The 25,429-nt window shown below is 68.9% G+C and carries 33 protein-coding genes; 23 read left to right on the top strand and 10 right to left on the bottom strand.

What is annotated here, in order from left to right; genetic code table 11:
• Positions 1–16: 16 nt before the first annotated feature.
• The 16 genes from FHP08_RS07960 to FHP08_RS07880 all read left to right on the top strand — a co-directional run bounded on the left by FHP08_RS07960 (position 17) and on the right by FHP08_RS07880 (position 16,173).
• Positions 17–676 carry a response regulator gene (locus FHP08_RS07960; RefSeq protein ID WP_147703917.1) on the top strand — a complete coding sequence of 220 codons (660 nt, stop codon included), beginning with the start codon at positions 17–19 and terminating at the stop codon, positions 674–676.
• 255 nt (positions 677–931) lie between these two features.
• Entirely contained in the window at positions 932–2,254 is a 1,323-nt protein-coding gene (gene aceA, locus FHP08_RS07955) for an isocitrate lyase (protein WP_147703916.1), read from the top strand.
• 323 nt (positions 2,255–2,577) lie between these two features.
• Positions 2,578–3,195, top strand: a complete 618-nt coding sequence (locus FHP08_RS07950) for an Npun_F0296 family exosortase-dependent surface protein (protein ID WP_187272217.1) — start codon at positions 2,578–2,580, stop codon at positions 3,193–3,195.
• A gap of 734 nt (positions 3,196–3,929) precedes the next feature.
• Positions 3,930–4,214: a pilus assembly protein gene (locus tag FHP08_RS07940; protein WP_147703914.1), complete on the top strand. Its 285-nt coding sequence runs from the start codon at positions 3,930–3,932 to the stop codon at positions 4,212–4,214.
• A gap of 21 nt (positions 4,215–4,235) precedes the next feature.
• Positions 4,236–5,657: a pilus assembly protein TadG-related protein gene (locus tag FHP08_RS07935; protein ID WP_147703913.1), complete on the top strand. Its 1,422-nt coding sequence runs from the start codon at positions 4,236–4,238 to the stop codon at positions 5,655–5,657.
• On the top strand, positions 5,647–6,516 hold the full coding sequence (locus FHP08_RS07930) for a hypothetical protein (RefSeq protein WP_147703912.1): 870 nt from the start codon (positions 5,647–5,649) through the stop codon (positions 6,514–6,516). Before FHP08_RS07935 ends, FHP08_RS07930 begins: the two co-directional genes overlap by 11 nt.
• Positions 6,513–7,214, top strand: a complete 702-nt coding sequence (locus FHP08_RS07925) for a hypothetical protein (protein WP_147703911.1) — start codon at positions 6,513–6,515, stop codon at positions 7,212–7,214. The genes FHP08_RS07930 and FHP08_RS07925 overlap by 4 nt, the downstream gene beginning before the upstream one ends.
• Positions 7,211–7,441 carry a hypothetical protein gene (locus tag FHP08_RS07920; RefSeq protein ID WP_147703910.1) on the top strand — a complete coding sequence of 77 codons (231 nt, stop codon included), beginning with the start codon at positions 7,211–7,213 and terminating at the stop codon, positions 7,439–7,441. Before FHP08_RS07925 ends, FHP08_RS07920 begins: the two co-directional genes overlap by 4 nt.
• Positions 7,442–7,480: 39 nt before the next feature.
• Positions 7,481–8,503 carry a Flp pilus assembly protein CpaB gene (gene cpaB / locus FHP08_RS07915; RefSeq protein WP_147703909.1) on the top strand — a complete coding sequence of 341 codons (1,023 nt, stop codon included), beginning with the start codon at positions 7,481–7,483 and terminating at the stop codon, positions 8,501–8,503.
• The gene (locus FHP08_RS07910; protein WP_147703908.1) at positions 8,500–9,807 is read left to right on the top strand and encodes a type II and III secretion system protein family protein; all 1,308 of its coding nucleotides are present in this window, start codon (positions 8,500–8,502) and stop codon (positions 9,805–9,807) included. Before cpaB ends, FHP08_RS07910 begins: the two co-directional genes overlap by 4 nt.
• Positions 9,807–11,537, top strand: a complete 1,731-nt coding sequence (locus FHP08_RS07905) for an ATPase, T2SS/T4P/T4SS family (RefSeq protein WP_147703907.1) — start codon at positions 9,807–9,809, stop codon at positions 11,535–11,537. Before FHP08_RS07910 ends, FHP08_RS07905 begins: the two co-directional genes overlap by 1 nt.
• Positions 11,530–12,375 carry a type II secretion system F family protein gene (locus FHP08_RS07900; RefSeq protein ID WP_147703906.1) on the top strand — a complete coding sequence of 282 codons (846 nt, stop codon included), beginning with the start codon at positions 11,530–11,532 and terminating at the stop codon, positions 12,373–12,375. Before FHP08_RS07905 ends, FHP08_RS07900 begins: the two co-directional genes overlap by 8 nt.
• The gene (locus FHP08_RS07895) at positions 12,372–13,283 is read left to right on the top strand and encodes a type II secretion system F family protein (RefSeq protein ID WP_147703905.1); all 912 of its coding nucleotides are present in this window, start codon (positions 12,372–12,374) and stop codon (positions 13,281–13,283) included. The genes FHP08_RS07900 and FHP08_RS07895 overlap by 4 nt, the downstream gene beginning before the upstream one ends.
• Before the next feature lie 163 nt (positions 13,284–13,446).
• Positions 13,447–14,787, top strand: coding sequence for a DUF192 domain-containing protein (locus tag FHP08_RS07890; RefSeq protein ID WP_147703904.1), 1,341 nt, complete (start codon positions 13,447–13,449; stop codon positions 14,785–14,787).
• On the top strand, positions 14,784–15,806 hold the full coding sequence (locus tag FHP08_RS07885; protein WP_187272216.1) for a TadE family protein: 1,023 nt from the start codon (positions 14,784–14,786) through the stop codon (positions 15,804–15,806). The genes FHP08_RS07890 and FHP08_RS07885 overlap by 4 nt, the downstream gene beginning before the upstream one ends.
• Before the next feature lie 106 nt (positions 15,807–15,912).
• The gene (locus tag FHP08_RS07880) at positions 15,913–16,173 is read left to right on the top strand and encodes a DUF2442 domain-containing protein (RefSeq protein ID WP_147703903.1); all 261 of its coding nucleotides are present in this window, start codon (positions 15,913–15,915) and stop codon (positions 16,171–16,173) included.
• A gap of 4 nt (positions 16,174–16,177) precedes the next feature.
• On the opposite strand, the gene FHP08_RS07875 is transcribed toward FHP08_RS07880, so the two are convergent.
• Positions 16,178–16,516, bottom strand: coding sequence for a helix-turn-helix domain-containing protein (locus FHP08_RS07875; RefSeq protein WP_225879077.1), 339 nt, complete (start codon positions 16,514–16,516; stop codon positions 16,178–16,180).
• Entirely contained in the window at positions 16,497–16,943 is a 447-nt protein-coding gene (locus FHP08_RS07870) for a type II toxin-antitoxin system RelE/ParE family toxin (RefSeq protein WP_147703901.1), read from the bottom strand. Before FHP08_RS07870 ends, FHP08_RS07875 begins: the two co-directional genes overlap by 20 nt.
• A 182-nt stretch (positions 16,944–17,125) precedes the next feature.
• On the opposite strand from FHP08_RS07870, the gene galU reads away from it, so the two are divergent.
• The gene (gene galU / locus FHP08_RS07865) at positions 17,126–17,947 is read left to right on the top strand and encodes a UTP--glucose-1-phosphate uridylyltransferase GalU (protein ID WP_147703900.1); all 822 of its coding nucleotides are present in this window, start codon (positions 17,126–17,128) and stop codon (positions 17,945–17,947) included.
• A 14-nt stretch (positions 17,948–17,961) separates the two neighbouring features.
• On the opposite strand, the gene FHP08_RS07860 is transcribed toward galU, so the two are convergent.
• The 4 genes from FHP08_RS07860 to FHP08_RS07845 all read right to left on the bottom strand — a co-directional run bounded on the left by FHP08_RS07860 (position 17,962) and on the right by FHP08_RS07845 (position 19,431).
• A complete protein-coding gene (locus FHP08_RS07860; protein ID WP_147703899.1) occupies positions 17,962–18,291 on the bottom strand; it encodes a CcdB family protein in 330 nt (109 codons plus the stop codon).
• 17 nt (positions 18,292–18,308) lie between these two features.
• Complete coding sequence (locus FHP08_RS07855) at positions 18,309–18,569, bottom strand: type II toxin-antitoxin system CcdA family antitoxin (protein ID WP_147703898.1); 261 nt, start codon at positions 18,567–18,569, stop codon at positions 18,309–18,311.
• A gap of 68 nt (positions 18,570–18,637) precedes the next feature.
• Positions 18,638–19,000 carry a type II toxin-antitoxin system VapC family toxin gene (locus FHP08_RS07850; RefSeq protein ID WP_187272215.1) on the bottom strand — a complete coding sequence of 121 codons (363 nt, stop codon included), beginning with the start codon at positions 18,998–19,000 and terminating at the stop codon, positions 18,638–18,640.
• A gap of 89 nt (positions 19,001–19,089) precedes the next feature.
• Positions 19,090–19,431, bottom strand: a complete 342-nt coding sequence (locus FHP08_RS07845; RefSeq protein ID WP_147703896.1) for a FitA-like ribbon-helix-helix domain-containing protein — start codon at positions 19,429–19,431, stop codon at positions 19,090–19,092.
• A gap of 193 nt (positions 19,432–19,624) precedes the next feature.
• On the opposite strand from FHP08_RS07845, the gene FHP08_RS07840 reads away from it, so the two are divergent.
• Complete coding sequence (locus FHP08_RS07840; RefSeq protein WP_225879076.1) at positions 19,625–20,854, top strand: glycosyltransferase; 1,230 nt, start codon at positions 19,625–19,627, stop codon at positions 20,852–20,854.
• 12 nt (positions 20,855–20,866) lie between these two features.
• Here FHP08_RS07840 and FHP08_RS07835 read toward each other — a convergent pair whose 3' ends face one another.
• The 4 genes from FHP08_RS07835 to FHP08_RS07820 form a co-directional block, all read right to left on the bottom strand.
• Positions 20,867–21,271: a type II toxin-antitoxin system VapC family toxin gene (locus tag FHP08_RS07835; RefSeq protein WP_147703895.1), complete on the bottom strand. Its 405-nt coding sequence runs from the start codon at positions 21,269–21,271 to the stop codon at positions 20,867–20,869.
• The gene (locus FHP08_RS07830) at positions 21,271–21,510 is read right to left on the bottom strand and encodes an AbrB/MazE/SpoVT family DNA-binding domain-containing protein (RefSeq protein ID WP_147703894.1); all 240 of its coding nucleotides are present in this window, start codon (positions 21,508–21,510) and stop codon (positions 21,271–21,273) included. Before FHP08_RS07830 ends, FHP08_RS07835 begins: the two co-directional genes overlap by 1 nt.
• Positions 21,511–21,616: 106 nt before the next feature.
• Positions 21,617–22,039 (bottom strand): type II toxin-antitoxin system VapC family toxin, encoded by a 423-nt coding sequence (locus FHP08_RS07825; RefSeq protein WP_147703893.1) that lies wholly within the window; start codon positions 22,037–22,039, stop codon positions 21,617–21,619.
• Positions 22,026–22,262, bottom strand: a complete 237-nt coding sequence (locus FHP08_RS07820) for a FitA-like ribbon-helix-helix domain-containing protein (RefSeq protein ID WP_147703892.1) — start codon at positions 22,260–22,262, stop codon at positions 22,026–22,028. The genes FHP08_RS07825 and FHP08_RS07820 overlap by 14 nt, the downstream gene beginning before the upstream one ends.
• Positions 22,263–22,525: 263 nt before the next feature.
• On the opposite strand from FHP08_RS07820, the gene FHP08_RS07815 reads away from it, so the two are divergent.
• The 5 genes from FHP08_RS07815 to FHP08_RS07795 all read left to right on the top strand — a co-directional run bounded on the left by FHP08_RS07815 (position 22,526) and on the right by FHP08_RS07795 (position 25,424).
• Positions 22,526–22,837, top strand: a complete 312-nt coding sequence (locus FHP08_RS07815) for a type II toxin-antitoxin system TacA family antitoxin (RefSeq protein ID WP_147703891.1) — start codon at positions 22,526–22,528, stop codon at positions 22,835–22,837.
• The gene (locus FHP08_RS07810; protein WP_147703890.1) at positions 22,806–23,300 is read left to right on the top strand and encodes a GNAT family N-acetyltransferase; all 495 of its coding nucleotides are present in this window, start codon (positions 22,806–22,808) and stop codon (positions 23,298–23,300) included. The genes FHP08_RS07815 and FHP08_RS07810 overlap by 32 nt, the downstream gene beginning before the upstream one ends.
• A gap of 168 nt (positions 23,301–23,468) precedes the next feature.
• The gene (locus FHP08_RS07805; RefSeq protein WP_147703889.1) at positions 23,469–23,738 is read left to right on the top strand and encodes a type II toxin-antitoxin system RelB/DinJ family antitoxin; all 270 of its coding nucleotides are present in this window, start codon (positions 23,469–23,471) and stop codon (positions 23,736–23,738) included.
• Positions 23,710–24,039: a type II toxin-antitoxin system YafQ family toxin gene (locus FHP08_RS07800; RefSeq protein ID WP_147703888.1), complete on the top strand. Its 330-nt coding sequence runs from the start codon at positions 23,710–23,712 to the stop codon at positions 24,037–24,039. The genes FHP08_RS07805 and FHP08_RS07800 overlap by 29 nt, the downstream gene beginning before the upstream one ends.
• Positions 24,040–24,191: 152 nt before the next feature.
• Positions 24,192–25,424 (top strand): TIGR03087 family PEP-CTERM/XrtA system glycosyltransferase, encoded by a 1,233-nt coding sequence (locus FHP08_RS07795; protein WP_147703887.1) that lies wholly within the window; start codon positions 24,192–24,194, stop codon positions 25,422–25,424.
• Positions 25,425–25,429: the final 5 nt, after the last annotated feature.

Raw genomic sequence — 25,429 nt, 5'->3', positions numbered from 1 at the left:
AACCTGTGAGAGGTCGATGAAAGTAGAAAACCAGTCAGTCCGCGTGGTGCTCGCGGACGATCACTACGTCGTGCGCTCGGGCGTCAGGGCGCTGCTCGCTTCGATGGCGGGCCTCGAGATCGTGGGCGAGGCGTCGAACGGACGCGAGCTGATCGACATCGTCGAGCGCACCGATCCTGGCCTGGTGATCACCGACCTGTCGATGCCCGAGATGGACGGGATGCGGGCGATCGCCGAGCTGCGCGCGCGTCATCCCAAGCTGAAGATCCTCGCCATCTCCATGTACGACACCCCCGACTTCGTGCAGGGGGCGCTGCGCAACGGCGCCAACGGCTACGTGATGAAGGACGCCACGCCCACCGAACTGGGCTTCGCGGTCGAGAGCGTGCTGGCGGGCGAGAGCTACCTGAGCCCGAAGGTCTCGGGGCAGCTGGTCGAATCGCTGCGCGGCGACCGCGGCGCCGACATCCCGCTCACCGATCGGCAGCGCGAGGTGCTGGTGATGATCGCTCGCGGCTATTCCACCAAGGAGATCGCCTTCGAGCTCGGCCTGAGCCCCAAGACGGTCGAGGTGCACCGGGCCCGCCTGATGGAGCGGCTGGGGATCTCCGATGTGGCCGGCCTCACGCTCTACGCGGTGCGCAAGCGGCTGGTCGACCCCGAAAATCCGCAGTGAAAAACGAATATCGCATCGTGAAATTATGATGACGCAACGCGCCATGCATATTTTTCATCGTGGTAAAGAATGTTGCGCAATACGGAATGGGCTATATAAGACGTTGATAAACAATAAGATATAGTGTTTTGTCCGCCGTGACTTTTTCATGTTGCGGCGCACATCCGGTCGGTAATCTCTTGTCCATCGCGCCGCCGAATCTTCGACGGTTCGGCGCGGAAGGTTTCCCAACTTCACTGACAGGAGAGAACGACCATGTCGTCCCGCGAACTCGAAGCCCAGAAGCTTCAGAAGGAATGGTCCGAGAGCCCGCGCTGGCGCGGGATCAAGCGCGGCTACACCGCCGATGACGTGATCCGCCTGCGCGGCTCGCTGCAGGTCGAGCACACGCTCGCCCGCCGCGGCTCCGAGAAGCTCTGGAAGCTGCTCAACGACGAGCCCTTCGTCAACACGCTGGGCGCGCTGACCGGCAACCAGGCCATGCAGCAGGTCAAGGCCGGCCTCAAGGGCATCTACCTGTCCGGCTGGCAGGTGGCGGGCGACGCCAACCTGGCCGGCGAGATGTACCCCGACCAGTCGCTGTATCCGGCCAACTCGGTGCCGCAGGTCGTCAAGCGCATCAACAACACGCTGACCCGCGCCGACCAGATCCAGTGGATGGAAGGCAAGAACCCGGGCGATGCCGGCTACATCGACTACTTCGCGCCGATCGTGGCCGATGCGGAAGCCGGCTTCGGTGGCGTGCTGAACGCCTTCGAGCTGATGAAGGCGATGATCGAGGCCGGCGCCGCCGGTGTGCACTTCGAAGACCAGCTGGCCTCGGCCAAGAAGTGCGGCCACATGGGCGGCAAGGTCCTGGTGCCCACCCGCGAGGCGGTCGCCAAGCTGGTGTCGGCGCGTCTGGCCGCCGACGTGATGGGCGTGCCCACCATCCTGCTGGCCCGCACCGACGCCGAGGCCGCCGACCTGGTCACCTCGGACGTGGACGAGAACGACCGTCCGTACCTGACCGGCGAGCGCACGGTGGAAGGCTTCTTCCGCTCGAAGAACGGCTTCGAGCAGGCGGTCTCGCGCGGGCTGGCCTACGCGCCCTACGCCGACCTGATCTGGTGCGAGACCGGCACGCCCGACCTGGAGTTCGCGCGCAAGTTCGCCGAGGCGATCCACAAGCAGTTCCCCGGCAAGATGCTGGCCTACAACTGCTCGCCCTCGTTCAACTGGAAGAAGAACATCGACGAGGCGACGATCGCCAAGTTCCAGCGCGAGCTGGGCGCGATGGGCTACAAGTTCCAGTTCATCACGCTGGCCGGCTTCCACGCGCTGAACTACTCGATGTTCAACCTGGCCTACGGCTACGCGCGCAACCAGATGAGCGCCTTCGTGGAGCTTCAGGAAGCCGAGTTCGCCGCCGCCGACAAGGGCTTCACCGCGGTCAAGCACCAGCGCGAGGTCGGCACCGGCTACTTCGACGCGGTGACCACCACCGTGGAACGCGAGGCCTCGACCGCGGCGCTGAAGGGCTCGACCGAGGACGAGCAGTTCTTCGACGAGAAGGCGGCAGCCAAGAAGGCCGCCTGATCGGGACGATTTGCGGGTGAGCCGCGGCGTTCGCGCCGCGGTGCGTTTCCAAGAGTGCTTCTCCTGGGAACGATGTTTGGGGCCGGCGCTTGCCGGCCCCTTTTTTCTTGACCGCGCCCGATTTCCCCGGATGCGCCCGATGGAAGATCGGCCGGGCGGAGGTTTCGATTCGTGACCGAATTCACGTCGGGAGGATTTACACGACTTCAGGTGCCACTTGATTGGCAAGGCATAATAATTTTGATAATCAATGGGTTGGTATTTCTGGCCCGAAGCTTGCTGAGTTCGTTCGACGCAAAACTTTGAACGAAGGAGCAATGTCGATGAGGAAAATCCTGATTGCGCTGTCGATCGCCGCAGCGGCCACCACCTCGGCTTCGGCCGCCACGATCTGGACCTCTGCCGGGCCGGGCAGCGATGTCGCGGGGGCTTGCACCGTCGATTTCGATGGCGCCACCTGCGCGGCTGTCAGCTACGGCACCGCCGCGGGCAGCATCACCACCGGTTCGGTCGGTGGCGTGACCGCCCAGCCGCCCGGTTCCACCGGCAACTACCTGACCGTGGGGCCCACGATCGGCACACCGGTCGACATCACGATCGACGCCGGCGCCGACTACAACTACTTCGGCCTGCTGGCCGGCTCGCTGGACGCGTACAACACGATCGCCTTCACGCTGACCGACAGCAGCGTCCTGTCCTACACCGGCAGCCAGCTTGCCGCCGCGGCCAACCAGTCGGCCACCGGCAACCAGCAGCAGGGCATCTACTGGAACATCTTCCTGGGCGCCGACGTGTTCTTCAACCAGATCCGCCTGACCAGCACGCAGAACGCCTTCGAATCGGACAACCACGCCTTCGCCAAGGTGCCGGTGCCGGCCACGCTCGGCCTGCTCGGCCTCGGTCTGCTCGGCCTGGGCGCCATCGGCCGCCGCCGGGCCTGAAGCTCGAGGCGAAGAACGGCAAGAAAGAACAAGCAGCAAGAAGCAACAACAAGAACGTCGGGCGGCGCGACCGCCCGGCTTCGGTGAGCGCCTTCGGGCGCTCTCTTTTTTACGCCAGCCTTGGATTCGTGCGCCAGCGCCAGTGCGTGGGCCGCAATCAGGTGTCGAGGTTGCCGATGGGGCTGCCGCGCCGCTCCAGTTCGGCGCGTAGCGTGCCGTAAGCGTCGGCGGCGTCGCTGTTCCAGTCGAGCGAAGGGACCCTGAGCAGGGAGTCGTCAACCAGCCGGGCCAGGCGTAGCGCCCCGGCTTCCGGCTCAGGCCGAACTTCAGCTCTCCGCGCGTGATGACCGAGATGTAGAGCGAGTTCGCGGGAGCGGATAGGAGGCGAGCGTCGGCACCTGGAAGGGTCCCACGGAGGATGTCGCTGACGATGTCGGTGTCGAGCAGACGAAGGGCGCGACGCGACATCAGAAGTCCCGCAAGGCGAAGAAGTCTGCCCGATCGAGCCCGGCTGGTCGCCCCGAGAGGATCACCTCGCCGGTGCGCGGGTCCCTGCGCACCGAGACCTCGGTTCCCTCGAAGCGGAACTCCGCGGGCAGGGCGTCAATAGACCGAGTGTCCTATTCCCCTCCGGCCTAGTCGCTCCGTGCAATGGCGCGCAAGCCGCGCCGAATCCAGCATGGCTCCTGTCGTCGCGCCACCCGGCGCGGCACGCACCGGCACAGGAGCCCGCCATGCAACTCTCCCGCAATCTCTCCCTCTCGCGCGGCCGGCGCCGCCAGCGCGGCCAGGGCATGACCGAGTACATCGTGGTCGTCGCGCTGATCGCAGTCGCCGCCATCGGCATCTACACCTTGTTCGGCCAGACCTTGCGCAACCAGACCGCCGGCCTCGCGCTCGAAATGTCCGGGCAGGACGCCACCGCCGCCATCGGCAACGCGCAGACCAACGCCAACGCCGCCTCGACCAACGCCAACCAGCGCAAGGGGCTCGACAACTACAACCTCGGCAACCGCTGAGCGGCATCCGGAGCATTCGTCATGCACGCCCGGGCTCTTCGCCGCGATGCGCTCTGCAGCCGTGCCCGGGCGCGGCGTGCTCCGCTGGGGCGCGTCCCGGTCCGAGCCGCCCAGCTCGGCCAGGCGCTCGCGCTGGGGCTGGTCCTGCTGATGGCGGGGGCGCTCGGGCTCTTCTTCCTGTTCTCCACCGGCCAGACGCTGGACACCCGGCAGCGGCTCGACAACGCGGCCGACGCCGCTGCCTGGAGCGCCGCGCTCTGGCGGGCGCGGGTGCTGAACTTCCACGCCTACTCCAACCGCGCCATCATCGCCCAGGAGGTCGCGGTCGCGCAGGCAGTCACCCTGACCTCCTGGGCCAAGTACTTCGAGCGCTTCACCGCCAACGCGAGCGTGCTCGCCGCGGTCTATCCGCCGGTGGCCACGGTGATCTCGGCCGCCGCGTCGATCGCGGCGCAGGCCCGCCAGATGACCGAGCGCGCGGCGGCCGACGAGATCGGCTGGCGCGCGGATCCGGTGCTCGGCTACAAGCAGTTGCTGTTGCGCAGCCAGGCGCTGCTCCACCGGTCGGCCGACACCTTCGGCATGGGCGCGGTCGCCAACGAAGTGGCCCGGGCCAACGATCCGCGCTTCTTCGCCTTCGCCATGAGCGACGCAGGCGGCTACGAGCGCTTCACTCGTCGGTGGGCCGGCGACCCCGAGCGTGAGCGCCTGCAGAAGCTGGTGCTCGGTGCGCTGGACAACTTCACCGCCGGCCCGCGCTCGCTCGACCTGCGCCTGCTGCTGCTGCCCTCGAGCTGCGTGGGCACCACGCTGGACTTCGACAAGTGGTTCCAGTGGTATCGCAAGCGCGGCGGCACGGTCATGACCAGCCTCGATCGCTGGGAGTCCGCCGACACCGGCTCCATCCACGACTGGCGGCGACGCCGCTTCTTCTTCGGCGGCTGCCGCGACCGGGAGAACCTGCCGCTCGGCTGGGGCGCGGCCGAGGCCACGAACGGCACACCGGCGGGCTGGCTGCTCGCCATGCCCGGCGGCACGCAGGACAACGGCGGCGCCACGGTGCTGGCTGCCTTCGACATCGCCGGCGCGGGGTATTGGGGTTTCCAGCACTACGACGGCATTGCCCGGGTGCGCGACCTCGACTACGCCGCGCTCGACAACCCGCGCTTTCCGGTCACCCGCGTGGCGGTGCTGGCGCGCATCGAAGGCAACACGGTGCGCACCGCCAACACGCTCAACGTGGGCACCGGTCGCCTGCGGCTGTTCGAGCGCTTTGCCGGCGGACGCATGTGGTCGCTCGCCTCGGCGGAGGCGTATTTCCGGCGCCCGCCCGGCGCGCCGGCGCGGATCGAGTACGCGAGCCTGTACAGCCCCTACTGGCAGGCACGCCTGGTGCAACCCACGAGCGCGGAGCGCGCAGCGGCGGCGGCCTATGTCCGGTAGATCCTTGTTCGCCAGGCGCACGCGCGGCCAGGCGCTCGTCGAGACCCTGGTGGTGGCGATCGCGCTGGTGCCGCTGGCGGTGCTGGTCGTGTTGCTGGGCAAGTACCAGTCCATCCGCTCGGCCACCGTGGCGGCCTCGCGATCGCTTGCCTTCGACTGCGCGGCTCGGCCTGCCGATTGCGCCGACCCGGCCCGGGTCGACTGGCTCGTGCAGGGGCTGCGCCAGCGGCACTTCGACCGTCAGGCGCTCTGGCGCGACCGTGCCGGACGGCCCCTGCTCGAGCGCCTGTCCGACGTCGGTGCCGCGGTGGCGCCGCAGCGCTTCGATGCCGGCCTCGGCACCGCGCTGGGCCGAGCAGCCAGCGTCGACCTCACCGGCATCGGTGGCGCGGGCGGCCTCTACAACGGCTCGGGCTTCACCTTCGGCAACGGCGCGCCCGGCGCGAGCGCGGCCAGGCTGCTCGACACGCTGGCCGGGCCCGCCCGCTTCGGCCTGGCCATCGAGGGCGGGCTGTCCGAGGCGCGGGTGCAGTTGGCGGTGGCGCCCTCGCATGCGGCCAACGTGGGCTTCGCGCGGCTCGATCCGCTCGCGCTCACGATGCGATCCCGCACCGTGGTGCTCACCGACGCCTGGAACGCCTCGGGTCCCGACAATGGCGCAGCCAGCGTGCTCGCCCGGAGCGGCGCCGGCTCGCGGCTCGATTCGGTGCGCGAGACCCGGCTTGCGGTCGGCTACCAGCTCACCCGCTGGTCGATCGGCCTGATGGGCGCGATCGGACTCGAGCCGTACGCAGGCGATTTCCGTCCGCAGCAGGGGAATCCGGACGCGGTCCCCGCGGACAGGCTGGGTCAGCCATGAACCGCGCCACCACTGCATTGATCGCGCTGCTCGGCGGCTTCGTGGCGCTGGTCGGCGTCGCGCCGCGCAGCGAAGCGGCAGAGCCCGCCTCGGGCCAGGGCCTGCCCCTGCAGTTCCTGTCCGCGCCGATCCCGCTGACCATCGCCGGGCACCCGGCGGTGCTTCGCGTGGTGCGCGCGCAGGCCGCGCCGGACGCGGCCATCGACGCAGTGGCCGCGGCCTGGCAGGGCGCCAGCACGCTGCTGCGCCGAGACGACGCGGGCCCGTGGCGAAACCTTTCCCGCGTGGACCGCAATGGCATCCAGGCGCTTCAGCTTCGCAGCGCGGCGGGCGGCGGCAGCGAAGGCTACCTGGTCGGGTGGCAGTTGTCCGCGCAGCCCCGCCCCGACTCGCTTGCGCACCGTCTGCTGCCGTCCACTGCCACCACGCTGTCCGACGTGGCCAGCGGCGGCGATGCACCTGGCCGCACCCTGGTCGCCTGGGCGCCGATCGACATCGCCGAAGCGGATCGCACGGTGCTCGCCAAGGCCGCGACCTTCGGCCTGAGGCAACGCACCGAGGGTCGACATCCGGATCCCGAGCCGTCGCGCGAGCGCAGCCGGCACTTCTCGGCCGGCAAGGCGGAGCTCGCGCTCACGCTGCATCGCGAAGGGCGCGGCACCGCGCTCGTCATTCACCTGATGGAGGCAAGCCGATGAAAACCAAGGCAGGAAGCGTGAAGCCCGGACCCGGGGCGGAAAGGCGCAAGGCAGGGCGCACACACGGCGGGGGCCGGCTCGCGGGCCAGTCCCTCGCCGAGTATCTGGTCGTGCTGTCGCTGGTGTCGATGGCGCTGGCGGCGGGCCCCAACAGCCCGTTGGAGCAAGTGTTCGACGCGCTCGGCGATCGGTATCAGCGCTTCACCGCCGAAGTCTCGAAACCCTGACCCGAACATCCGCTGAACCGAGAGACCGGAGACCCTGTCATGAGCCTCGACAACCCGGGCGCAACAACGCCCTCCCCAATCACGATGAGGCCCCCGCAGCAGTCGCGCCTCGAGCGGCTCGCCGGCCTGCCCCTGCGTCTGGCGCGCAACCGCACGCTGGTTCTGCTGCTCGTGGCCGGCGCCTTCGGCGCGTTGGCAGTGGGCGGCGCGCGCGGATACATCGCCGAGCGCATCGCCACCGAGCGCGAGCGCCTGAACCCGCCGCGCGCCATGGTGCAGGTGGTCGTCGCCAAGACCGACCTGCAGCCGGGCAGCACCGTGGGGCCGGACACGATGGCGGTGCGCAGCATGCCGGCCGAGTTCGCGCCCGGCGGATCGGTGCGCCCGGACGCCTTCGGACAGGTCGAAGGCATGCGCCTGTCGCAGCCCATGCGCAGCGGCGAGCCGCTGCTGCCCACGGTGGTCGAGCAGCCCTACGAGGGCAACTTCTCGAACCGTATCCGGCACGGCATCCGGGCCATGACCATCCAGGTCGACGAGGTGAACTCGGTCTCCGGAATGCTGCAGCCCGGCGACCGGATCGACCTGCTCTTCACCGTTCGTCCGCCCGTGTTGCCCGGCATGGCGCCCGCCGAAGAGGTCACCGCGCCGCTGATGCAGGACCTCGCAGTGCTCGCAACCGGCAGCCAGATCGCGCCCAGCGGCGACCCGACAGGCAGCGGCCGGCAGTTCACCTCGATCACGGTCGAGGTCGCGCCCGAGCAGGCCCAGCGCCTGATCGTGGCCCAGCGAAGCGGGCGGCTCACCGCCACCCTGCGCAACCCGGAGGACCGCGCGCCGGTGGCCGCGGCGGCGCTCGACGTGTCCACCTTGCTCGGAGTCCGCCGCGAGCCGCCTGCCGCGGTTCGCAAGGCGTCCGGGCCGGAGCTGATCGTCGGCGGCAATGGCGGTCCGCTGCGACGTGTGGAGAACGGTGGCGAGGTCGCGGGTGCCATCGGCCGCGGAACGGGAGACTCGATCGCCGATGCGGCCGTTCGGGTCGCTGCCGGAGACGCGCGATGAGAGCCCTCCTGAACGACGCGCGCCTGCGCACGCTCTGCGCGGCGCTGCTGGCACTGGCCCTGCTGCTCGGCGCGGGGGCGGCCGCAGCCGAGTCCGCCGATCGCGAGCAGCTCGAGCTCTACGTGGGCGAGGTCCGGGTGCTGCAGGTCGGCGAGCTGCGCCGCATCGCGATCGGCAACGGCAAGGTGCTGCAAGCCAGTGCGCTCGATCGCGGCCAGCTGCTGCTGATCCCGGAGGCGCCGGGCCAGAGCGTGCTCTACCTGTGGACCCGAGACGGCGCCGAACGGCACCTCTCGATCAGCGTGGTGCCGGCCGACGCCAGCCGCATGCTGTCCGAGGTCCGCGCCATGCTCGGCGACACCCCGGGCGTCACGCCGCGCATCGTCGGCGACAAGGTCGTGATCGAGGGCTCGGGCGTCAGCGAGGAGCAGGCGGTCCGCATCGCCGAGGTCGCCGGCCGTTATCCGCAGATCGTCAACCTGGTGAGCCGCATGGGCCGCGAGCGGATGATCGAGATGGACGTCCGCATGGTCGAGATCCGGCGCGACGCGATGAAGAACCTGGGCGTCAAGTGGAGCGGCACCGCCCAGGGGCCGAGCTTCGGCCTGATCGGCGACCTGCAGCGCAGCGCGGCTTTCGGCGCAGGCGGCGCTGCGGCCCAGGCCGGGCTCGAGGTGCGCTCGCGCATCGCGCCCTTCGCCACCACCCTGGGCATCGCCACCTCGATCGGCTCCATGATCAACCTGATGGTCCAGAACGGCGATGCGGTCGTGCTGGCCGAGCCGCGGCTTGCCTGCCGCAGTGGCGGGTCGGCGCGCTTCGTGGCCGGCGGCGAGCTGCCGATCCCGCAGACCAGCGGGCTGGGCGCCACTTCGGTTTCATTCCGCGAGTACGGCGTCAAGTTCGACGTGAGCCCGGTGGCCAGCGAGTCGGGCGTCATCGCCGCCAAGATCGCCACCGAGATCTCGGCGATCGACTTCGAAGTCCTGGTGCAGGAGGTGCCCGGCCTGCTCAAGCGTCGGGCCGAAACCGAGGTCAACCTGCGCGAGAACGAGACCCTGGTCATCGCGGGCCTGATGACCGAGGAGACCTCGCGCTCGATCGACCGGGTACCCGGCCTCGGCGAGCTGCCCATCCTTGGACCGCTCTTTCGCTCGCGCAACTTCCGTGACCGGCGCAGCGACCTGGTGGTCTTCATCACGCCGCGCTTCGTGGGCGCGGACTCGCCCTCGAACATCGCGGCGATCGAACAGAGCGCCGAGCGCCTCGAGCGTGCCCGCGAAGCCGTCCGGATGGCCGACTGATGCTCACGCTGATCATCGAATCCGACGGCCAGCCCACGCGCAGCCAGCGCATCGAGCGCTTCCCCTGCCGCATCGGGCGCTCGCGCGACGCCGACGTGGTGCTGCCGGGCTGGCGCGTGGCGCGCCTGCATGCCGAGCTGCAGCGCATCGATCGCGGTTTCCGGCTGGTGGACACCGGCACGCTGGCCGGCACCTGGGTCAATGGCGAGCGCATTGCCGAGTTCGGTCCACTGGACGAGCGCGACGAGATCCTGATCGCCGGCCATCGGCTGATCGTGCATCCGGCGCGCGAGGCGAGGGTTGCGCCGGTCTTGCCCGAGAAGCCGGGCCCCGAACCCGCCTTGCAGCCCGCCACGGCGCCCGGCTCGCAAACCGACCCTGGGCAGGCAAGCGCAGCGGGATGGCCGGACGCACTGCCGGCGTCGGGTACGACGGCTGCCGGCGGACCCCGGGTATCGCCCGCCGAGGGTCTCGAATGGCGCCGCATCCTGCATCGCCGCCTGCTGCACGCGATCGACCTGCACCGCAAGGACATCCGCCAGCTCAGCCCGGCGCAGCTGCGCAGCGAGGCGCGTGCCCTGTTGCTGGATCTCGTGGCGAGCGAAGCCGCGCTGCCGGCAGGCATCGATCGCGAGCGGCTGATCGGCCAGGTGCTGGACGAAGCCATCGGCCTGGGGCCGCTCGAGGCGCTGCTGGCCGACGACACGATCGGCGAGATCATGGTCAACGGCGCGCGCGAGATCTTCGTCGAGCGCAACGGCCTGATCGAGCCTTGCGCCGCGGCGTTCACCGACGACGACGCGGTGCGCGCGGCCATCGAGCGCATCGTGGCGCCGGTGGGGCGTCGCATCGACGAGAGCTCGCCGATGGTGGACGCGCGCCTGGCCGACGGCTCGCGGGTGAACGCGATCATTCCGCCGCTGTCGCTGCGCGGGCCCACGATAACGATACGACGTTTCAACCGAACGCTCTTCGCGCCGGCCGACCTGGTGGCCATCGGTTCGCTGTCGCGCCCCATGCTCGACTTCCTGGCGCTGTGCGTGGCGCAGCGCCGCAACATCGTCGTGTCGGGAGGCACCGGCTCCGGCAAGACGACGCTGCTCAACCTCTTGTCGAACCTGATTCCGCGCGGCGAACGGATCATCACCATCGAAGACGCGGCCGAGCTGCGGCTCGCGCATCCGCATCTCGTCTCCCTCGAAGCGCGGCCGGCCAACCTGGAGGGCCGCGGCGAGGTCACGATCCGCGACCTGGTGCGCAATGCGCTGCGTATGCGGCCCGATCGGATCGTGGTCGGCGAGTGCCGCGGCGGCGAGGCGCTCGACATGCTGCAGGCGATGAACACCGGCCACGACGGCTCGCTCACCACGGTGCACGCCAACAGCGCGCGCGACGTGCTCTCGCGCCTCGAGACCATGGTGCTGATGGCCGGCGTCGACATGCCGGTCACGGCGATCCGCGAGCAGGTGGCCTCGGCGATCGACATCGTGGTCCACCAGGCGCGCTTGCCCGATGGCAGCCGGCGCATCGTGGAGATCGCCGAGCTCACCGGCATGGAGGGCGGGCGCGTGCTCACCCAGCCGCTCTTTCGCTTCCACCGAGGCGGCCCCTCGGACCCCGGCGGTGGCCGCTTCGCCGGCTGCGGCAACGTGCCGCAGTTCCTCGAGGCGCTTAGCGAGCAGCGCGTGGGCTGCGACCTGTCGCATTTCGAGGAGCGTCGCCATGCCTGAGCACGTTCTCGTTGCCGCCTTCGTGTCGGCGGCGGCCGGCTTCGCCGCGCTGTCGGCCTTCGCGCTGCAGATGGCCCGGCGCCATCGCGAGCGCTTCGAACGTACCGTGGACCGCTCGCTGCGCGGCGCCTTCCTGTTCGTCGATCCGGGCTCGATTCACCGGATGTCGATGCTGCTCTCGATCGTCATCACGCTGGTGGCCTGGGTGCTGAGCGCCAATCCGATCGTCGCGATCGTCGCGGCGCTGGCGGCGGGGGCCTTGCCCGGTCTTGCCGTGGCCCGCATCCGGCGCCAACACGTCGAAGCCTTCCGGCAGCAGATTCCCGATCTGCTGATGCTGATCGCGGGCGCGCTGCGCGCCGGCAACGGACTGGCGCAGGCGCTCGCCGGCGCCGCGGCCGAGATCGCGCCGCCGGCCCGGCAGGAGCTGGCGCTCATGCTGCGCGAGCAGCGGCTCGGCGCCTCGCTTGCCGAGAGCCTCGCAGGGCTGCAGCGCCGCCTTCGCGTCGAGGAGACCGCGCTCTTCGCCTCGGCGCTGCGCATCGGCACCGAGTCCGGCGGCAACGTGGCCGATGCGCTGGAATCGCTCGCCGACGCCACCCGGCGCAAGCTGGCCATCGAGGGCAAGATCCGCGCGCTCACCGCGCAGGGCCGCCTGCAGGCCTGGGTCATGGCCATGCTGCCCGCGGGCATCGCCGCGTTGCTGGGCGCCTTCGACCCCGAGGCCATGCGGCCGCTGCTCGCCGACTGGCGCGGCTGGGTCGTCTGCATGGTCGTTGCCCTGATGCAGGTCGCGGGCTTCCTCACCATCCGGCGCCTCGTGGCGATCGAGATATGAGCGCCGCCATGCTGTCCGGGTTCGACGCCCGGCTCTGGCTCACGCTGGCCGCCGCGTTCATCGCCGCTGCTGCCGCGGTGGCAGCGCTCGCGCGCAGCGCGCCCGCGGGCGTCGACGAGCGTCGCCGGTCGCGCGATCCCTTGCCGCCGCTCTGGCGGATGGCCATGCCGCTCGTCCGGCTGCTGGAGGGCACGGCCGCCGCCACGATGAGTCCCCAGCGACGACTGGCGCTGGAAGCACGCCTGCAACAGGCCGGCCTTGCGCGGATGCTCACGCCCGCGCGTCATCGCGCCGCCTGCTGGGTGGGCGGCCTGGCGGGCGGTGCGTTGGCGCTGGCCGCCGGCAGGCTGGTCCCGGCGCTGGGCGAGATCGGCTTCGCCGCTCCGCTGGCCGGCGCGGTCGTCGGCCTGCTGCTGCCGGCCGCCCGCCTGCGCGATCGCGCGGCCTCGCGGCAGCGCGCCTTGCTGCGCGAGCTTCCCTTCTATCTGGACCTGGTCACGCTGTCGGTCGAGGCCGGCCTGAATCTCGGCGCGGCACTTGCGCAGGCGGTGGATCGCGGTCCGCCCGGCCCGATGCGCGACGAGCTCGCCCTGCTGCTGAGGGACCTGCGAGCCGGTCGCCCGCGCGACGAAGCCCTGCGGGCGATGGCCGCGCGCACCCGATTGCCGGCGGTTTCCAATCTGGTCGCCGCGCTGGCCACCGCGCAGAAGCAGGGCGCGAGCCTGGGCCCGATCCTGCGCGCCCAGGCCGAGCAGCGGCGCACCGAGCGCTTCCTGCGCGCGGAGAAGCTCGCGATGGAGGCGCCGGTGAAGATGCTCGTGCCGCTGGTCCTGTTCATCTTTCCCGGCACCTTCGCGGTGCTGCTCTTCCCGGTCGTCAGCCGGCTGCTGGCCGAGGGCGTGCTGTGAGCGGCGTCGGACCTCCCTCAGCGAGCGCACTCGTGGACGAAAAGTCCCGAAGCGACGAAGAGTCCCGACACGACGAAGGGTCCCGACACGACGAAGGGTCCCGACACGACGAAGGGTTCCGACATGAACAACGATGCCCCGAGATGGCAAAGGAGATCCGGACATGAGTCTGCGAGTTTCGCGGTGGACGCTCGTGCGCGCCGACGGCAGCACCGGCACGCTCTGGCTTTCGAGGGCCACCGGCTTCGTCGATCGGCTTCGTGGCCTGATCGCACGGCCATTGCCTGAACCGGGGCAGGGCCTGTGGCTGGAGCCCTGCAATGCGGTGCACAGCCTGGCGATGCGCGCGCCGATCGACCTCGTCTTCATCGATCGGGCGCGCCGCGTGCTGGCCGTCGAGGTGGGGCTCGCGCCCTGGCGAGCGGCGGCGTGTCGTCGCGCCTTTTCCACCATCGAGTTGCGCGCCGGCGAGGCCTGCCGGCTGCGAATCGAACCAGGCGCCGTGTTGCTCGAGGCCGGCGCACCCCTGCCTGTCGACGACCCGTTCCGGGTCGGCCCTCACCTCTGCCAGAAGGAGCCCGCCATGGCACAGCAAGTCGAGACCACCAAGATCCATCGTCCGCGCGCAGCACGAACCCGGGCTGCCGCCGCCGCGGCCGCCGTGACGATCGTGTCGGGTTGCGCCACGCCGGAGATCGGCATCAACGCATCGGCGTCGGGTCCCGCGAGCACACCATCGGTTCCGGCAGCGGGGGAGCGCGCGTCGCCCGATGCCATCGAGCGCGCGGTGACGGCCGCGGTCGTGAAGCCCGACGCCGAGACGCACGCGGTTCCCGTGGACCTTCCACCAGCGCCGCTGACCGCCGCGCCGGGCCCCGGTCCCGGCCCCGGCCCCGTCACCGGCCCCGCGCCAGACTCCGGCCCCGCCCATCGTGCGCCCGACGGCCGGCTCGCCGAAGCCGAGACCCTGTACCGCGCCAGCCGATTCGACGAAGCCCTGCCTGCCTTCCGCGCCATCGTCGACGCAGACCCGGCCCATGCGCACGCCTGGCTGCGCATCGGCAACATCCTTCACCGCAAGCGCGAGTGGTTCGATGCGCTGAGCGCCTACCGCAAGGCGGCGCGGCCGCAGGCCGACCCCGCAATCCGCGAGAAGGCGGTCTACAACGTGGCGCTGCTCAACCTGGAACTGGCCCGGCAGGCGATGAAGCGGCTCGAGCGCATCCGCAGCGAGCAGGGCGGCGTCAACGGACGGCTCCCGGCGCCGAGGGGTGCGGGCGTCAGCGACGGTGCGGTGCAGCACCTGTCCGACCAGGTGGCGGTGTCGTACCGCGCGCTGTCGGCCAGGCGCGCCGCCCGAGCGTCCGCCACGGCGCCCGTGCAGGCACCCGTGCAGGCGCCCGCACCCGAGCCTGGTCCGCGAAGCCCGGCCATGCCTTCGGCGGCCCTGCCCGTCGACAAACCGGTGCAGGTCGAGATCCGGCAGGGTGGGGGCGGGCGGTGAACGCCCGCCGGGCCCAGCGCGGCGCCAGCGCGATCGAGTTCGCGATCGCTGCGCCCATCGTGCTCATGCTCGGCCTGGGCGCGCTGCAATGGGCGCTGGTCTTCCACGCCCGGCAGGCGATCGAGCATGCGGCCGTCGAGGCCGCGCGCTCGGGCAGCATGGGCCACGCCTTGCCCGACGCGATCGAGACCGGCCTGGCCCGCGGGCTGCTGCCCTACTGGAGCACGCTGCCCGAGATCCGCGCGCTGTCGGATCGGCAACTCGCCACCGCGGCGGCGCGCGTGCGGCTGCAGCAGGCCAGGGCGGCCGGGTGGGTCGTGATCCGGCGCGTCGCGCCCACCCGCGAGAGCTTTGCCGACTGGGCCGAGCCGGCGCTGGACGACTGGGGGCGCCCGGTCAGGGGCCTGCTCGAGATCCCGAACGACAACCTGCACTATGCCGAGCAACGGGTGCCGGCCGGCGGGGCCTCAGGCGCCCACCTCGGCCTGCCGGTGGGCCGGCAGTCCGGGCAAACGCTGCTCGACGCCAACCTGCTGAAGATCGAGATCGTCTACGGCGTGCCGATGACCGTTCCCTTGATCGGGCGCATCGCCGCGCTGGCCGGTCGAGCGCTCGGCGGCTGCCTGGCCCCCGAGCGCGGCGGCTGCGCGATCTTCCAGGCGCCCGACCCGAGCGGCCGCGCGGTACCCCGATGGCCTGTGTCCACCTCCGCCACGATCCGCATGCAGAGCCCCGCGCGCCAGACCGCCGGCACGCCCACGCGCGCCTCGCTCGCGACAGGCGGCATTGCCGCCAACACCCCGCCGACAGCGCCGGCCTCGGCGCCCGGAGCAGCCCCGGTCAACCCGGGCACCAGCAGCGATCCCTCGGCGTTCCGGCCCCCGCCAGGTCCCCCGGGCGCCAGCTACGGAGGCGTCGGGGCCTATTCCGACGGCAGCCTCGTGCGTGCTGCGGACGGCTGGTTGTCACTGGGCGGGGACAGGGTGTTCAGCGTGCCGGGGGCGTGCGTGGCGAACTGACATGCGCTTGAGCCGGTGGTCGCGCTCGCCAATGATCAGGGATTATCGGATCGGATGGTTCGCATCAGTCAACGCTCGATAGAGCAACGATCGGAAGACCTGAGAAATGCCTGGCACCGCCATTTCGGACAGCGTTGAGCTCTCGAGCGTCTCACCGGACGGGCTCCGACTGTGGCTCGGGGACGAGGAGCTATACCTGCCCTTTGCCGGTTTCCCGTGGATTCGGGACGCCACCATCCGGGCACTCGCGAACATCGAGCGCCCCGCGCCCAGCCACCTCTATTGGCCGGACATCGACGTTGATCTGTCGGTCGAGTCGATTCGCCACCCCGAGCGCTTTCCGCTCGAGGCGAAGATCGCGCGCTGATCGTTCAGATCAATGCTTCGAGGCCCTTCCGGTCCAACAGGTCCAGCAGTTTCAGCGATGTGCCGCCGGGGCGCTTCTGGCCGATCTCCCATTGCCTGACCGTCGAGAGGCTCGTGTTCAAGATGGCGGCGAAGACAGCCTGGCTGAGCTGGTACCTGAGGCGCAGATTGCGGATTCGCTCTGCCGGGTACTCGCCGATTGGTACCAGGCAAAGCGCGTCGTAGAGCTGCATCCTGCGCTTGTCGATGAAACCGGCTTCGTGGAGATCGAGCGCAGTTTCGTGAATCGCGTCGAGCGCGCGCGTCCTGACCGCGTTTCTTTCTTTATCGATCTGGCTGTTCACTGAAAATCTCCACGAGAGCGCCGCGAGTTCGAAGTTCGTCCATCTGTCGGTCATCGAGACGCGTCAAGTCGTTCGCCAAGGTGCGAAATGCATCGAGTTCGGCAGCGTCGATATTGTCGCGCTCGTTTTTTTGGAATCCGAACAAGTAGATCCAACGATCACCCTGTCTCGTGGCGACCAGCGCCCGCACACCCCCTCTTTTGCCACGGCCCGGCAATCCAATGCGCTTCTTGACGAGCCCGCCCCCGAGATCCGCGTCGATGAGGCCGCGTGTCATCTCGAGCATGGCCTTCCGGAGAATGGCATCGGTGATCTCGGTAGACCGCATCCAGCGAGCGAAGTGGCGCGTCTTGAAAAGCTGAACTTTCAAAATAAGTGTATCACTAGGTGTATTAAAGTGGTGTCGAAAAAAGGCATTCCGATGCATTCAATCGTCGTTCCACTGTGCCCTGTGGCAGCGAGGTTTCCCATCGGCTTTTTGGGTCGACCGTTCGTCCGACCTTGTCGCGGAGCCGTCGCGCCCGTGACCGATCCCACGCGCCTTCCATCCCGTTCCCCGCTACCATTCCTCCTCCGCTCGCCGCGCGAGCGCACCACCGCCACGCACCGATGCAGCTGAAGAAGGCCGTCTTTCCCGTCGCCGGCATGGGCACCCGCTTTTTGCCGGCCACCAAGTCGATCCCGAAGGAGATGCTGCCGATCGTCGACCGGCCGATCATCCAGTACGCGGTGGACGAAGCCATCGAGGCCGGCTGCGACACGCTGATCTTCGTGACCGGGCGCTCCAAGCGCGCGGTGGAGGACTACTTCGATCGCAATCCCGAGCTCGAGGCCGAGCTCGAGGCCAAGGGCAAGACCGAGGCGCTGGACCTGGTGCGCAACATCATTCCGCCGCACGTGAAGGTGCTGTTCGTGCGCCAGCACGCGCCGCTGGGCCTGGGGCACGCGGTGCTGTGCGCCGCGCCGATGATCGGGCCCGACGAGCACTTCGCGGTGCTGCTGCCCGACGACCTGATCGACGGCCACCCCGAAGGTGTCCTCAAGCAGATGCTGCCCTTCGCCGAGTCAACCGGCGGCAGCGTGGTGGCGGTGGAGCAGGTGCCGCGCACCGACGTGAGCAAGTACGGCATCGTGGCGCCGGTCGACGAGCAGGGCCCGCGCATGCGCGTGAGCGCCATCGTGGAAAAGCCGGCCATCGAAGACGCGCCGTCCACCTACGCGGTGGTGGGCCGGTACATCCTGCACCCCAGCGTGATGAAGACCCTGGTGGACCTGCCGCCCGGCGCCGGCGGCGAGATCCAGCTCACCGACGCGCTGGCCCGCCAGATCGAGAGCCCGGGGGTGCACGGCTACCGCTTCGGCGGCAAGCGTTTCGATTGCGGCAGCAAGCAGGGCTTCCTGACGGCGAACATCTACTTCGGGTTGCGCTGAAGCTTGCGTGGGCGCTACGACCAGGAGCGGGTCAGCATTTCGTCGAGAGCGTCGGCGATGTCGCTTCCCCGGTCGTCAAGGGACGTGACCCGTTCGCCAAGCTCGTCGACGGCCACGGATACGATCTCGAGCGGATGCAGCACGACCTCGATCTCCTCCACCACGAAGATCGGGTTCATTCGCGAGCCCTGTGCGAGGGCCGTGTCACGGATCTCGCTGGAGCGCACCATGGTGACGACTACACGTCGGCGGTATCGGTTGAAAAGCGAGGACTGCACGACGACCACGAACGGAATCGTGTTCTTGTGGCGGCCCGTGTTTCGGTAAACGTCGAATTGCGACATCTCAGAGCGTTGAATGCTCAGAGCGTCGAATGCTCGTCGGCAAACGAACCGTTCCGCTCGTTGAACGCGTTCCACATCGATGCGAGTCGGTCTGCCTCTTGAATCCGGGTACGTAATGCCTCGTTCCGCTCGCTTACGTACCGGCGCAACAAGTCCTCCACTACGGCGGAAAGATTGTCGGTAAACGCCCTGGCCTGATCGACGAGATCTTCGTTCAAGCTCAGGTTCACCGGCCGTTTGCGCGCAGTGTCGGATCGGGCTTCACGGATGACATTCATGGTGATCTGGCTCCTATGCGCATATTATGCGCATAATCGTGGACGATACGTGCCATCGGGCAAAGCAGTCAACCTTTGCCCAGCGAACCCAGATACCGCTGAGCCGCCTTGCCCAGCCGCGCGTCGAAGGTCGCCAGGGGCGTCTTCAGAAAGCCGGCCAGCCAGAGATAGGCGGCGTCGTAAGCGCTGATCGCGTACCGGCGTGCGATGGCGAGGGTCTCGGCAAGATCGATCGCGTGGACGTCGATCGCCAGGCCGGCGTAGTGCCCCAGCGCCGCTTCGACCTGGCGCTCGAAGCCAACCTTCGCCTTTCTGGTCGCGACGTTGACGATCTCGTAGTCGATCAAGGTCGGTGCGTGGAGATCGCGATGGGCAATCATCGTTCGCGCCTCGTCGGCGCGCGGCTCCGCGAACAGCAAGGCTGCGATCACGCTGCAGTCCACCGTCAGTGGCGGGCTCACCCGGAATCGGGGCGGAGGCTCGGCGATGATCAGCTGTCTTCGGTGTGCCGGGCGCGGGTTCAACGGCTATCCCTCGCCTCTCGGATGATGTCAACCGAATCCGGCAGGCCAGTGGGCGGCGTGGGAAACACCTCGCGGATCTTCGCAAGCACTTCGTCGACGGTCATGGTGCCCCGGCGAAAGGACTGGCGCCCGCTCATCACGGGAGCGGGGCCTGCACCGGCAATCGGGCCGGCTTTCCCGGCGCCGCCCAGCGCCGTCTCTTCGCTCGCCTGCGCCGCCGCCTGCGAAACGATGGCCATCAGCTCCCCCTGCAGGGACCGGTGATTGCGCGCCGCGCGTTCGCGCAGGCGCTCGGCGATCTCGTCGGGAACGCCCTTGATGGAGAGGTTGACGGCCATTGCTTCCTCCTGGCATCGAACGAAGCCATTCTGGAGCCAAAAGAGATCTCCGGCAAGCTCGGGCGACCCACGAGTTCGGTCGGTCGATGAAGTCCATCGATCCACGAGCCAAAGCGCAGATCCGCGCACTCCCGCACCTCCATTGCCCACACGGTCTGGTCCGCGCGCCCCGCCACCCGCTACCATCCCCGCGGTGAACCAAGCCGCTGCCATCGCCCAGACCGACAAGGCCCAGGCCCGCCTGATCGTCTACTCGAGCCTGTTCCCCAGCCCGGCCGCGCCGCAGGCCGGCGTGTTCATCCGCGAGCGCATGTTCCGGGTCGGCCAGCGCATTCCCATCGTGGTGGTCGCCCCGCAGGCCTGGTCGCCGTTCGACTGGCTGATCCGGCTCTTCCGCCCGGCCTTCCGGCCGATGGCGCCAGCGCGCGAAACCATGGACGGCATCGAGGTGCACAGGCCGCGATGGCTGTCGCTTCCCGGCGTGGCCAAGCGCTTCGACGGCTGGCTCATGTGGCGCGGCACCGAGCGCTGCGTGCGGCGCATCCAGGATCGCTTCCAGGCCACCGCCATCGACGCGCACTTCCTGTACCCGGACGGCTGGGCCGCCACCCGCATCGCCCGGCGGCTGAAGTTGCCCTGCGCCATCACGATCCGCGGCAGCAAGGACGAATGGCTGATCGGCACCGACCGCGAGCCGATGCTGGTCGACGCGATGCGCTCGGCAAGCAAGCTGATCGCGGTGTCCGAGGCGCTCAAGAACAACGTGGCGGGCAAGCTCGGCATCGCGCCCGAAAAGGTCTCGGTGATCGGCAACGGGGTGGACCTGGCGAAGTTCGCGCCGGTGGACAAGGCCGAGGCGCGGCGCAGGCTCGGCATTCCCGCCGACGCCACCGTGCTGATCGGCGTAGGCAACCTGGTGCCGCTCAAGGGCTTCCAGCGGGTGATCCCGCTGCTGCCGGCGCTGCGCGAGCGCCATCCGAGGCTGCTCTACCTGATCGTGGGCGGCGGCGCCTCGCAGGGCGACATGCGCCCCGAGCTCGAGGCGCTGGCCCGCGAGCACGGCGTGCACGACATCGTGCGCTTCTGCGGGCGCCAGCCGCACGAGGAGCTCGAGTGGTACTACGGCGCGTCCGACCTGTTCGCGCAGGCCACCGAGTTCGAGGGCTGGTCCAACGTGTTCCTCGAGGCCATGGCCTGCGGCCTGCCTGTGGTCACCACGCGCGTGGGCGGCAACCCCGAGGTGGTGGCCGACCCCGCGGTGGGCGAGCTGGTCGACTGGTGGGACCCCTGCGCCTTCCGGGATGCGATCGACCGCGGGCTCGCGCGGCAGTGGGATCGCGAGGCGATCGTGGCCTACGCGCGGGCCAACACCTGGGACAGGCGGGTGGCGCGGCTGGTGGAGGAGTTCGAAGGGCTCGGGTGATCCGCTGCCGATCTACCCGACGGGCGTAATCAGCCTGACCGTCGGAAAGTACGTGGCATAGCGACGGGCATCCCGGGTCAGCACCGGCCACCCCGACACTGCCGCGTGCGCGCCGACGAAGAAATCTCCGAGTACGTTCCCCTTGGCGCCGCCTTGCCGACGGTAGCGCGCGAAGGCCTTGCCGGCGAGGAAGAGCGCCGAGCGGGGGAGTTCGAAGAGCGCGAGGCCGAGATCTTCGACGGCCTGATCCAGGGCCTCCGCCGACGAGAATGTGAGCGAGATCTCGGCGTAGATGATCGGATTGATCGCCAATCGATGAATCCTGGACTGCGTGCGCAACTGGGAGATCGACCACTCGAGCGAGTTCGGGTCGTCCTCCAGTACATCGATCAGCACATTGCTGTCGACCAGCAGCATCAGTCCTCGCCCCGAAGCAGCGCCATCAGTTCATCGGTGCGCCACTTGATATCGGCCCTTCCGCGGGCCCTGTCGAATCTGTCGGACGCTCGTGGGCTGCCCGCGGCCACCTTGCGGATCACGACATCGCCTTCGTCGTTGACCGCGAAGTCCACCGAGCTGCCTGGCGACAGGCCGAGCGAATCCCTGATGTGCTTCGGGATGGTGACCTGCCCCTTGATCGTGATCGTTGTCGGCATTTGACGGCCCTTGGGTATTACTATGCGATTCATTGTAATACCCCAGGTGATCAGAGCCGACAGGGCGTACTCGGGCAACTCGTGAGCATAGGTGTGGCAGCGCAAGTCAAGCGGCCAAAAAAGGATTCAACACCCTGACCCCCGTCGCCTCGAAGTGACCGACTTTCCGGGTCACGACCATCAGATCGTTCACCAGCGCGATCGCGGCGATCTGCTTGTCGAGTTCGTGCTCGGGGTGCGGCACCCGGAGCTTGCCCCAGACCTGCGCGGCCTCCGATTCGAAGGGCAGGATGCAGTACTCGTACTCCGACACGACCGTGCGCAGCCAGCGTTCCAGCCGCTCGGCCTGCTCGAGGTCGCCGCGATGGCGGATCGACTCGACGCCGCGTCTCAGCTCACCGAGCGTGATCGCCGACAGGTAGACCGGCTCGCCGCGCGTGGCGACCCCCTCGAAGAAGCGCGCCACGCCTGGATCGGCGCGCCGCTGCTTGCGGGCCTCGCTGACCACGTTGGTGTCAATCAAATACACGGGGCGCGACTCGCGAATCCTGCACGCGCTCGAAATCGGCGTCCTGGCCGACGTCGGGCATCGCCGCCAGCACTTCGGCGAAGCTGCGCTTGCGCGGGCCCAGCAGGGCGGCCGCCAGGATTGCCCGATGCTCGGCCTCCGCGCTGCGGCCGTGTCGACCGGCGCGCTCCTTCAGGGCCTTGACGATCGCCTCGTCGACGCCGCGGACCAACAGATCGGGCATGGTCTTCTCCAAGAGGGGCGAATGATATCAATGATATCTCCGATCGATGCTCCTTGCGATGAGTCCTGATTCTGCGTCGAGCTCGTGCAGTCGGTCCATCCAACCTCCGATCTACGACCACCGACCGATTTCGCTCGCTCCTCGGCTGGCGCATAGTCCCTGCACCTCGAGCGTTCCCCGATTTCTCGCGGTCTCGCACAGTGATGTCGCCATTTTGGCGCCAGTGTTAACCTAGGAGTCCCGACGGCATGCAGGAGCAGGCAATGGCAACTGGAAGCGCCAGACAGGCCCGCATCGGCGCGCGCGTTCCCGCTGAGGTCTACGAGACCCTGTGCCGCGCGGCCGAGCTCTCGGGCGCCACCGTGAACCAGTTCCTGGTCCAGTCCGCGCTCGAGAAGGCGCAGGCGGTCATCGAGCGCGAAGAGGTCATTCGCCTGTCGCCCCGCGACTGGAGCTGGCTTCTCGAACTGATGGAGAACCCGCCCGAGCCGAACGCCAGGCTGAAGGCGGCCGCGCGACGCTACAAGAAGGCCATGCAGGACGATGCTGGTACTTCCTTTGACTGGACGCCATGATCGGAGTCGCTTCGACTGCGGCCGCCAGGAGCTGAATGCCTGGCTTCGGCAGGTGGCGTCGCAGCATCAGGTCAAGGGGCTGTCGAAGAGCTTTGTCGCGGTTCTGCCGGATGATCCGTCGCGCATCTGCGGCTTCTATGCGCTCACGCTCGCCGAACTGGAGAACCGACACCTTCCGGAGAGCTGGCGCAAGCGTCTGCCGCGCCGGATTCCGGGCGTCCGGCTTGGCCGGCTTGCGGTGGACCGCGAGTTCCAGGGCAGGCGCCTCGGGGAACTGCTGCTTCTGAACGCGCTCGACCGGTCCCGACGGATCCATCGAGAGGCCGGCGGCGCGGCGCTGTTCGTAGACGCTCTCGACGAGGGCGCGGCCGACTGGTATCGCCGGTTCGGGTTCGCGGCCGCTCCGGAGAATCCGCTGCTGCTTTTCCTCCCGGTTGCCACCATCGGGGAGTTGCTTTCGTGACCTGTAATCGCGAAGGGCATTCGCGCTGTCTTCGTCAGATCCCCAGACAGCTCGCGCTGGGACTCCATGCTCGTGTTCAAGGCGGCAATGCTTGTTTGGCTCGGGGACTGTTGCAGCGAAGACAATTTGAGATACAATGTATCGCAAATTGTCTCCTGGAGTCACGTCATGCCCGCCACCACCATGGTCCATGTTCGAATCGACGAGCGCATCAAGGCCGAGGCGACCGAAACCCTTGGGGCAATGGGTCTCACGGTGTCCGATGCCGTGCGCGTATTCCTGACGCGTGTGGTGGTCGAGCAGGGCCTGCCCTTCGAGCTCAAGATGCCGAACGCCGAAACGCGTGCCGCCATGCGGGAGGCGCGGGCACTTGGCAAGGCCCGGGTCTCTTCGGTAGAGGCGCTGATCGGTGACATCGAAAAAGGCAGCAAGCGATAAGCGCACGACGCTTCCACGCAAGGCCGACCTCTCCAGGGCGTTCGTGAGGGACTGGCATCGACTGTCGCGTTCCGGGCGCTACGACATGAATCGGCTGAAGGAGGCGATGATGCTTCTCGTATCGGCCGACAATGCTCTGGGGCCGGAGTGGCGCGACCACGCCCTGAGTGGAGATTGGGCTGACCACCGGGCATGCCATGTGGGCGGGGATTTCCTGCCCATCTACCGGATTTCCAGCCGCGGTTCGGATGAAGAGGTCGTGTTCGTGCGTGCCGGTACTCACGCCGAACTGTTCGAGTAACCGCCGCCCGTCGCCTCGAGCCCGGCGCCGGGTGCCACGCCGAAAACGATGCGGGGCGATGACGTTCGACCATCGAACATCCGTGAAAACCTGGACATCCCCCCGCCCCCCGACCCGCTACCATCGGGGCTCCGTCTCTCCGGCCCGCGCCGATGACCTCCCGTCTGCTGCTGCTCGTCCACCGCATCCCGTTCCCGCCGAACAAGGGTGACAAGATCCGCTCGTACCACCTGCTGCGCCACCTGGCGGCGCGGCACGAGGTGTACCTGGGCGCGTTCGTGGACGACCCGCAGGACTGGCAGTACGAGGCCGAGCTGGCCAGGCTGTGCAAGCAGGTCGAGCTGGTCGGCCTGGACCCGGGCAAGCGCAAGCTGGCCAGCCTGTCGGGCCTGCTCACCGGCGACGCGCTGTCGGTGCCGTACTACTGCAATGCCGAGTTGCAGCGCTGGGTGGACGACACGATCGCGTCCCAGGGCATCGCCAGGGCGGTGGTCTTCTCGTCCACGATGGCGCAGTTCGTCTCGGGTCCCGGCCACGCTGGCCTGCGCCGCATCGCGGACCTGTGCGACGTGGACTCGGACAAGTGGCGCCAGTACGCCCAGGGCAAGCGCCCGCCGATGAGCTGGGTCTACGCCCGCGAGGCGCGCACGCTGCTGGCCTACGAGCGCAAGGTGGCGCGCGAGTTCGACGCCACGCTCTTCGTGACCCAGGCCGAGGCCGACCTCTTCAAGCGCCTCGCGCCCGAGTCCGCCGCCAAGGTGGGCCACTTCGACAACGGCGTGGACACCCGGTACTTCGATCCGGACCAGTCCTTCGAGTCGCCGTATGGAATCGAGCAAAGTGAAGCAGGCGAGGGCGAGGCGGGCGACCGGCAAGGCCCGGTCGCCGTCTTCACCGGCGCCATGGACTACTGGGCCAACGTCGACGCGGTGAAGTGGTTCGCCGACGAGGTCTGGCCCAAGGTGCGAACTGCCGTCCCGTCGGCGCGCTTCTTCATCGTGGGCAGCAAGCCCGGCCCCGAGGTCAAGGCGCTGGAGACGGTCCCGGGCATCCACGTCACCGGCCGCGTGCCCGACGTGCGCCCGTACCTGGCCCATGCCGACCTGGCGGTGGCGCCGCTGCGCATCGCGCGCGGCACGCAGAACAAGGTGCTCGAGGCGCTGGCCATGGCCCGCCCGGTGGTCTGCACGCCCGCCGCGGCCGCGGGCCTGAGCGTGCCGGCGAGCGAAGCGTTCCGCATCGAGGAAGACCCGGCGGCCTACGCCCAGGCCGTGCTCGCTCTGTTCGGCCACGGCCCGCATCGCGAAGGCCGCGAGCAGGTGATACGCGGTTACAGTTGGGACGCGAACCTGGCCGCGGTGGATGCGCTGCTGGCCACCGCTTGAGCCGC

Source organism: Zeimonas arvi (assembly GCF_008039575.1).
Taxonomy (GTDB): Bacteria; Pseudomonadota; Gammaproteobacteria; order Burkholderiales; family Burkholderiaceae_E; genus Zeimonas; species Zeimonas arvi.
Note: the sequence above shows the minus strand (reverse complement) of the source record. Positions and strands in the feature narration are given on the sequence as shown.

What these genes read in the sequence shown, in the direction of transcription:
- FHP08_RS07960 (WP_147703917.1), top strand. Translation starts at nt 17, where the DNA reads ATGAAAGTAGAAAACCAGTCAGTCCGCGTGGTGCTCGCGGACGATCAC.
- aceA (WP_147703916.1), top strand. Translation starts at nt 932, where the DNA reads ATGTCGTCCCGCGAACTCGAAGCCCAGAAGCTTCAGAAGGAATGGTCC.
- FHP08_RS07950 (WP_187272217.1), top strand. Translation starts at nt 2,578, where the DNA reads ATGAGGAAAATCCTGATTGCGCTGTCGATCGCCGCAGCGGCCACCACC.
- FHP08_RS07940 (WP_147703914.1), top strand. Translation starts at nt 3,930, where the DNA reads ATGCAACTCTCCCGCAATCTCTCCCTCTCGCGCGGCCGGCGCCGCCAG.
- FHP08_RS07935 (WP_147703913.1), top strand. Translation starts at nt 4,236, where the DNA reads ATGCACGCCCGGGCTCTTCGCCGCGATGCGCTCTGCAGCCGTGCCCGG.
- FHP08_RS07930 (WP_147703912.1), top strand. Translation starts at nt 5,647, where the DNA reads ATGTCCGGTAGATCCTTGTTCGCCAGGCGCACGCGCGGCCAGGCGCTC.
- FHP08_RS07925 (WP_147703911.1), top strand. Translation starts at nt 6,513, where the DNA reads ATGAACCGCGCCACCACTGCATTGATCGCGCTGCTCGGCGGCTTCGTG.
- FHP08_RS07920 (WP_147703910.1), top strand. Translation starts at nt 7,211, where the DNA reads ATGAAAACCAAGGCAGGAAGCGTGAAGCCCGGACCCGGGGCGGAAAGG.
- cpaB (WP_147703909.1), top strand. Translation starts at nt 7,481, where the DNA reads ATGAGCCTCGACAACCCGGGCGCAACAACGCCCTCCCCAATCACGATG.
- FHP08_RS07910 (WP_147703908.1), top strand. Translation starts at nt 8,500, where the DNA reads ATGAGAGCCCTCCTGAACGACGCGCGCCTGCGCACGCTCTGCGCGGCG.
- FHP08_RS07905 (WP_147703907.1), top strand. Translation starts at nt 9,807, where the DNA reads ATGCTCACGCTGATCATCGAATCCGACGGCCAGCCCACGCGCAGCCAG.
- FHP08_RS07900 (WP_147703906.1), top strand. Translation starts at nt 11,530, where the DNA reads ATGCCTGAGCACGTTCTCGTTGCCGCCTTCGTGTCGGCGGCGGCCGGC.
- FHP08_RS07895 (WP_147703905.1), top strand. Translation starts at nt 12,372, where the DNA reads ATGAGCGCCGCCATGCTGTCCGGGTTCGACGCCCGGCTCTGGCTCACG.
- FHP08_RS07890 (WP_147703904.1), top strand. Translation starts at nt 13,447, where the DNA reads ATGAGTCTGCGAGTTTCGCGGTGGACGCTCGTGCGCGCCGACGGCAGC.
- FHP08_RS07880 (WP_147703903.1), top strand. Translation starts at nt 15,913, where the DNA reads ATGCCTGGCACCGCCATTTCGGACAGCGTTGAGCTCTCGAGCGTCTCA.
- FHP08_RS07870 (WP_147703901.1), bottom strand. Translation starts at nt 16,943, where the DNA reads ATGCATCGGAATGCCTTTTTTCGACACCACTTTAATACACCTAGTGAT.
- galU (WP_147703900.1), top strand. Translation starts at nt 17,126, where the DNA reads ATGCAGCTGAAGAAGGCCGTCTTTCCCGTCGCCGGCATGGGCACCCGC.
- FHP08_RS07860 (WP_147703899.1), bottom strand. Translation starts at nt 18,291, where the DNA reads ATGTCGCAATTCGACGTTTACCGAAACACGGGCCGCCACAAGAACACG.
- FHP08_RS07855 (WP_147703898.1), bottom strand. Translation starts at nt 18,569, where the DNA reads ATGAATGTCATCCGTGAAGCCCGATCCGACACTGCGCGCAAACGGCCG.
- FHP08_RS07845 (WP_147703896.1), bottom strand. Translation starts at nt 19,431, where the DNA reads ATGGCCGTCAACCTCTCCATCAAGGGCGTTCCCGACGAGATCGCCGAG.
- FHP08_RS07835 (WP_147703895.1), bottom strand. Translation starts at nt 21,271, where the DNA reads ATGCTGCTGGTCGACAGCAATGTGCTGATCGATGTACTGGAGGACGAC.
- FHP08_RS07830 (WP_147703894.1), bottom strand. Translation starts at nt 21,510, where the DNA reads ATGCCGACAACGATCACGATCAAGGGGCAGGTCACCATCCCGAAGCAC.
- FHP08_RS07820 (WP_147703892.1), bottom strand. Translation starts at nt 22,262, where the DNA reads ATGCCCGATCTGTTGGTCCGCGGCGTCGACGAGGCGATCGTCAAGGCC.
- FHP08_RS07815 (WP_147703891.1), top strand. Translation starts at nt 22,526, where the DNA reads ATGGCAACTGGAAGCGCCAGACAGGCCCGCATCGGCGCGCGCGTTCCC.
- FHP08_RS07810 (WP_147703890.1), top strand. Translation starts at nt 22,806, where the DNA reads ATGCTGGTACTTCCTTTGACTGGACGCCATGATCGGAGTCGCTTCGAC.
- FHP08_RS07805 (WP_147703889.1), top strand. Translation starts at nt 23,469, where the DNA reads ATGCCCGCCACCACCATGGTCCATGTTCGAATCGACGAGCGCATCAAG.
- FHP08_RS07795 (WP_147703887.1), top strand. Translation starts at nt 24,192, where the DNA reads ATGACCTCCCGTCTGCTGCTGCTCGTCCACCGCATCCCGTTCCCGCCG.